Below are 5,882 nucleotides of genomic sequence, written 5' to 3'. Positions count from 1 at the left end.
TTTGCGTCCGTCTTCCTTCAGATTCCGCCTCACGGCGGACACCCTTGACTTTCGCTAACAGTTCCTACTGCCAAGTCTGTAGTGGACTTTCACCACCAAGTTGTCGCCCATGCCGGGCGCACGAAAAAGAGAGAAAGCACTAATGCCTTCTCTCTTCAGCCATATATATTAATTAGTTGATGTAGCTCATCGGATTAACTACAGATCCATTTTTACGTATTTCAAAGTGAAGGTGGACCCCAGTTGAACGTCCAGTTGTTCCCATGATTCCCAGCTGCTGCCCTTGAGACACGCTTTGTCCAGGTGCTACGTTCAAGTTAGGTTGCATGTGAGCGTACAACGTTGAGTAGCCATTACCGTGATCGATGATAACTGTATATCCGTAAGATCCTGAGAAAGAAGCCTGAGTTACAGTTCCAGCACGAGAAGCTCTGATCGGTCCGCTTCCGGCAATATCCACACCTGCGTGGAATGATCCTTGCTGACCTGTCACAGGATGTGTACGGTATCCGAATGGAGAAGTGATACGTCCACTTGCTGGTCTAGCCCACCCGCTGTTTGAAGCTGGTGCAGAATTATTTGATCCGCTGTTTGCCGAGCTGTTAGACGAACTTGATGAAGAAGAACTGCTTGACGAGTTGTTAGAAGAAGTGCTGCTTGATGACGTTGATGCCTGTGAACGACGCTCTGTTTCAGCTCTTGCCTGAGCCTGAGCTTCTGCCTGAGCTCTTGCTTTTGACTCCGCTTCTCTTCTTGCTTTCTCTTCAGCGCGACGGATTTCTTCCTGACGCTTGCGTTCCGCTTCAATAATACGCTGCTGCTCTGCTCGCATTTCTTTGCTCAAATTACTTGCACGCTCAGCGACTATTGTCTGTTCATTAATGAAAGAGTTTCTTTCATCTTCAGTCATATCATAGCGTTCAGCGACCTGCATGATTGTATCCTCAAGAGCCAAACGCTGGTTGACCAGGTTGTTACGGTCGATTTCCATCTGAGCCTTAACTTTTTCCATTTCTTCCTGTTCAGCCACCACTTGAGCTTCAGTTTCTTCTAGTGCCTGATGATCTTCAAATTGTGCCTGTACAATGTTCTGGTTTGCGGAAACCAGCTGACTGACAACACCAATTCTACCAATCAGATCTGATAAACTTTCTGCTGACATCATGATATCAACAATATCCGCCGGGTTAGCGTTAGTCTGAACTGAACGAGCCTGAGTTTCAAGCTGCTCGTTTCTACGAGCGATCTGATCTTTCAGCTGTTCGATTTCTTCATTTAAACGTTGGATTTCTTCTTCAATCTTTTCAATTTCTTTTGTCTGTTCATCCAGTCTATTGACCAGTTCATCGATGTTTCCTTGAAGTTCAACCACATCATCTTCAAGCTGTTTCTTTTCTTCTTCAAGTGACTGCATGCGCTGTTCTCGATCTGAAATCTCACCATCCAGTTCATTGGATTTCTGATTCAGCTCCTGCTGCTGCTGTTCAAGATCTCTCATTCTTTGAGAAGAAGCTTCTACGTTCAATGTGCTGAATGTTGGTGCAGCCATCATTGCTGCCGCCATTACTGTTAAGATGCGTTTTTTATTCAATCTGATAACTCCCATTTCTATTTATATTCAATCAGTTTCATAATAAAAAGTTCAATATTAGTCTTGCTTCCCTTGCTGTTATAATGAAATCATAACACGGGATATGAGGTCAAAATTTTTAAATCCTATGACAAAAAATCATGCATTTTGTTACACGTCTGTATTGTTTGACGAAAGTTTGACTATTCGGAACACCTCAACCCGTTGATATAAAAGGCTTTATGATTATATTAACTGTAATATTCAGTCTTCCTCCTATGGAAACCAGTGAACAATAAGTGACAAATATTGACATCCCTTAACTTATCTTTCCTCACTCTATTGAAGTATCAGCCCTTTTTATTCTAGTAACTGTGCTAACTTTGTCCTTTTCAATTATTTTCATTGTCAGTATCAGTGAATACTTTAACACCAGTTGTTGTAGTCATAAGTTTAGTCCACTTCTTTTTATTTAAAGTAACTGATTCTTTTCAATCCTATGGCATTTTGCTATTCTAGTAGGTATGAGAAAGGAAAGGTGCCCATGATCGATTTTCATATGCTCTGCTCTTATAGTAAAGAAGCAGACAGGAATGAGTTTTTTATTCAGTATTTCAATCCATCTGCCCTGTTCAGATACGATTCCAACTACTTTAATCTGCTTTATTCCCCTTCAAAAGAAGAATTTCAACTGATAGAAGATATGCACTGGTTTTTTTCAGAAGATAATGGGCTCGGACATGTCAAATTTACCTGGCCTATAAATCAGGGTCTGCTTCCGGAGACGCTCGAATATTTGAGTGAGCAGGGTTACGGTCTTGAGAAACTGGAGCTCTACTCTATCGATCCGATATCCTTTAAAGCATCTGTAGCTGACGGCATACAAGTAATCAAGGTCAGCCTTGAAGAACTCGACACGTTTAAATCCCTCAACTACATTGAGGATATGAAAACGTCCCGATATTTTGCTGACGAGAAACAAGGTTTTTATGACCTCATATTCTATGATCCGCTTGTTACCATGTGGCTTGCTCTAAAAGAGGACCACGCAGTCGGATCCTGTCTGACTGTAGAGCAGAATGATACCATCGAAATAGATGATGTATTCACATTGCCGGAATATAGAGGTCAATATGTAGCCAGTACACTGCAGGCCAAAGTCATGGGCGAAGCGGTCAAGAAGAACAAGCTGGTTATTCTGGCTGCTGATGCAGAAGACAGTGTCAAAGATATGTATACAAAGCAAGGCTACACCTGTGCCGGTTTTCAAATCGGTGCCCTAAGAATTATTGAGGAGGAATAAGCGTGAGTGTATCATTTAGACAGTTAACTGCTGATGACTTTGACTTATACAAAAATATGGAAACCGGATTAGAAGACGACTATATGCTTAAGGTGTTTGACCGCCTGACGACTAAGGGAAATGCTCTCTTCGGTTTATTTGAAGATGAGACTCTTGTCGCTGTGGCCGGTTATACTCTTTTTGCTGGTGAATTTGCCATGCTGGGTCGTCTAAGAAGTGATAAAAGACACCGTCAGAATGGGTATGGTACAAAAATCACCGAATATATTCTCAATGCGGCCAGACAGACCCCTTCAGTGAAATGGATCGGTGCCAATACAGAACTGCACAACAAACCTGCTCAGAAGGTACTGGAAAAAATCGGACTGCCCCATGTAATCACGTTCTACGCTGCACAGGCTTCAACGCTGACCCCTCTTATGACCGGAGACACGGAATGGACTATAGTGGACGATCGACATGAGAAAAGACAGTGGATCGAAGAGACTTACCTTAACCCCTCTTTTGAAAAGTCTGTCTTCCCCTATGAAGCCTATTATCCATTCCCTGCACGACCATCACTTTTCAGTGATGAGAAACTGGATGAAATGGACTGCTATATAAATTCTGACGGGACCCGGGTCCTCTTTATGTGGCGAGAAGTAAAAGGGACCGAATACCTGCATGTTGTTTACCCATGGGCCGACTTCAACGAACAGCCTGGACTGTTCGAAACAGTCGATCGCTCCCTCCAGATGCTCAAAGCTGAAAATCCTGAGGCGCTAGTCTGGATGGACCTAACTCAAGAAGAAACTGACACTCTTCCTGCTGACCATCCTTTTGACTTTCCCTCTCCATGGATGCTTCACGGGATGTTCAAAAAAGAGGCTGATTCAATCGAAGAAGCGAATCAGATGATGGATGAACTGGAAAAAGAACTCAGCGATTTGAACGATCTGCTTGATAAGAACCAGGATAGGCTCAACACCCTGAGTGAACAGACTAACGATCTGGATTCGAAAATTTAGTTCAATTGTCCTGCAAATAAAAAAGCCCCACTGATTCACAGGGTCGCAGTTCATTTTTGAACTGTCGGATACCCTGTATGATCAGTGGGTTTTTTAAATTATAAAGCTTTGTCGTCGACTTCTTCCAGTGCCTGGTCGATCGTCTGAATGACCCCTTCTAAAGAGCCTTCTTCAAAAGGTGAGCGCAGATTGGCTGTCGATACAGTTTCAAGGAAACTTTGTGTGCCGCCCGCTTTACAGATTGCCAGATAATCAGTCCATGCTTTTTCATCCTGATCGACTATCGCACGTTTCCAGAACTGCAAAGCACAGATCTGAGCGAGAGTGTAGTCAATGTAGTAGAACGGCATGCCGAAAATATGTCCTTGTCTGAACCAGAATGTTCCTTTATCAAGGAAGTCATTTTCAGAAAAATCGCGATCAGGCAGGTACTGTTTCTCAAGCTCGCGCCAGACCTGCTTGCGTTTCTCAGGTGACCACTCAGGATTTTCATATACTTCGTGCTGGAAGTGATCGACCAGAACACCATAAGGAAGGAATCTGACCGCTCCACTCAAATGATTGAACTTGTACTTATCTGTCTGATCTTTAAAAAACAGCTCCATCCATGGGTAAGTGAAGAATTCCATGCTCATTGAATGGATTTCGCAGGTTTCAAAGGTCGGGAAGACGATCTCAGGCTGCTTGATCCATCTTGACTGATAAACCTGGAACGCGTGACCTGCTTCGTGAGTCAATACATCGATATCCCCTGACGTCCCGTTGAAATTGGCAAAGATAAATGGCGACTGATAGTCAGGAATATAGGTGCAGTAGCCCCCACCTGCTTTCCCTTCCTTGGACAACAGATCGACCAGCTCTTTATCGAAAAGAAAATCGATGAATTCAGCTGTTTCGTTACTCAGTTCATGGTACATTCTGCGGCCGTTGTCGATAATGTAATCCGGGTCGCCTTGAGGTGTCGGGTTACCATCAAGGAACTGAAGAGACGCATCGTAATGCTTCATATCTTCTATTCCGATTCTTTCAGCCTGACGCTTGGCCAGTTTCTGAGTCACTGGAACCACATAATCAAGGACCTGTTTGCGGTAGACGTCCACCATGCCCCGGTCATAATCAAATCGTTTCATTCTGATGTAACCTAGTTCAACAAAATCTTTATACCCGAGCTTCTTCGCTATCGTATCTCTTACTTTGACAAGTTCGTCATACAAATTATCTAGCTTACTTTCATTTTCCTCAAAGAAACTCCACTGGGCGTCGGATGCTGCTTTTCGTGTGTCACGATCCGTCGATTCCAGATATGGCCCGAACTGGGATAAGGTCAGCTTCTTTCCGTCAAAGTCTATTTCTGCGGAAGCAAGCAGTTTCTGATAGTCACTGCTCAGCTGATTTTCTTTCTGCAGCAGATCGATGACACTGGAATCGAAGGCATCCAGTTCGAACTGCATATTCTGAAAGAAGGTTCGCGGATAACTGTCCTTCAGTTCATCAAGATAGGGAGAAGCCATGATGGCTTTATAATACGTCGTGGTGAGTTCCTGATAGTACGGAGAGTATTCATTCCAGTACTTGTCTTCCTGATCATAAAACTCATCTTTGGTATTAATCGAATTACGGATAGAAGCGAGCGTACTCATGGTATCCAGTGATGCAGTCAGCTCAGATACTTGGTCAATGGCCTGCTTGACCTGATCAGCCGATTCCGCTTCTTTCAAATTGTCAACGAGATGAAGGAAGTCTTTTTTGTATAAATCAAAATCCGGCCGTTCGTAAGTATAATCTTGAAATTTCATTGGTTGCCTCCTGTGTCGATTATTAATTTTTCTTTAGTATAGCATAAGAAGACTCAAATGATATACTAAACCTCGTTTGGTATGTGTAAAGCTATTCTCGGAAATTTATTCTAGAAATCTGAAACGCAGTTTATTGTTTTTGACTTTCTCAAGCCTTTTTTGCTCTTCGAGCTTTTAAAAGGCTTGAGAAAGTCAGTTCTAATTAA

At 43.0% G+C, this 5,882-nt stretch carries 4 protein-coding genes; 2 read left to right on the top strand and 2 right to left on the bottom strand.

Translation table 11 applies throughout. The features are described from left to right. Positions 1-172: 172 nt before the first annotated feature. Complete coding sequence (locus ACYQ2O_RS10085) at positions 173-1,591, bottom strand: peptidoglycan DD-metalloendopeptidase family protein (protein WP_459796541.1); 1,419 nt, start codon at positions 1,589-1,591, stop codon at positions 173-175. Positions 1,592-2,114: 523 nt separating this feature from the next. On the opposite strand from ACYQ2O_RS10085, the gene ACYQ2O_RS10080 reads away from it, so the two are divergent. Then, on the top strand, positions 2,115-2,873 hold the full coding sequence (locus ACYQ2O_RS10080) for a GNAT family N-acetyltransferase (protein WP_346024962.1): 759 nt from the start codon (positions 2,115-2,117) through the stop codon (positions 2,871-2,873). A 2-nt stretch (positions 2,874-2,875) separates the two neighbouring features. Continuing rightward, positions 2,876-3,880 (top strand): GNAT family N-acetyltransferase, encoded by a 1,005-nt coding sequence (locus ACYQ2O_RS10075; protein ID WP_346024963.1) that lies wholly within the window; start codon positions 2,876-2,878, stop codon positions 3,878-3,880. Between the two features lie 98 nt (positions 3,881-3,978). Here the strand turns inward: ACYQ2O_RS10075 and ACYQ2O_RS10070 are convergent, their stop codons facing one another. Further along, positions 3,979-5,676 carry a M3 family oligoendopeptidase gene (locus tag ACYQ2O_RS10070; protein ID WP_346024964.1) on the bottom strand — a complete coding sequence of 566 codons (1,698 nt, stop codon included), beginning with the start codon at positions 5,674-5,676 and terminating at the stop codon, positions 3,979-3,981. Positions 5,677-5,882 lie beyond the last annotated feature (206 nt).

The sequence above is a fragment of the Alkalibacterium sp. m-11 genome (genome assembly GCF_054658155.1).
The sequence above is the reverse complement of the archived record's forward strand: the minus strand, read 5'-3'. Positions and strand labels throughout refer to the sequence as shown.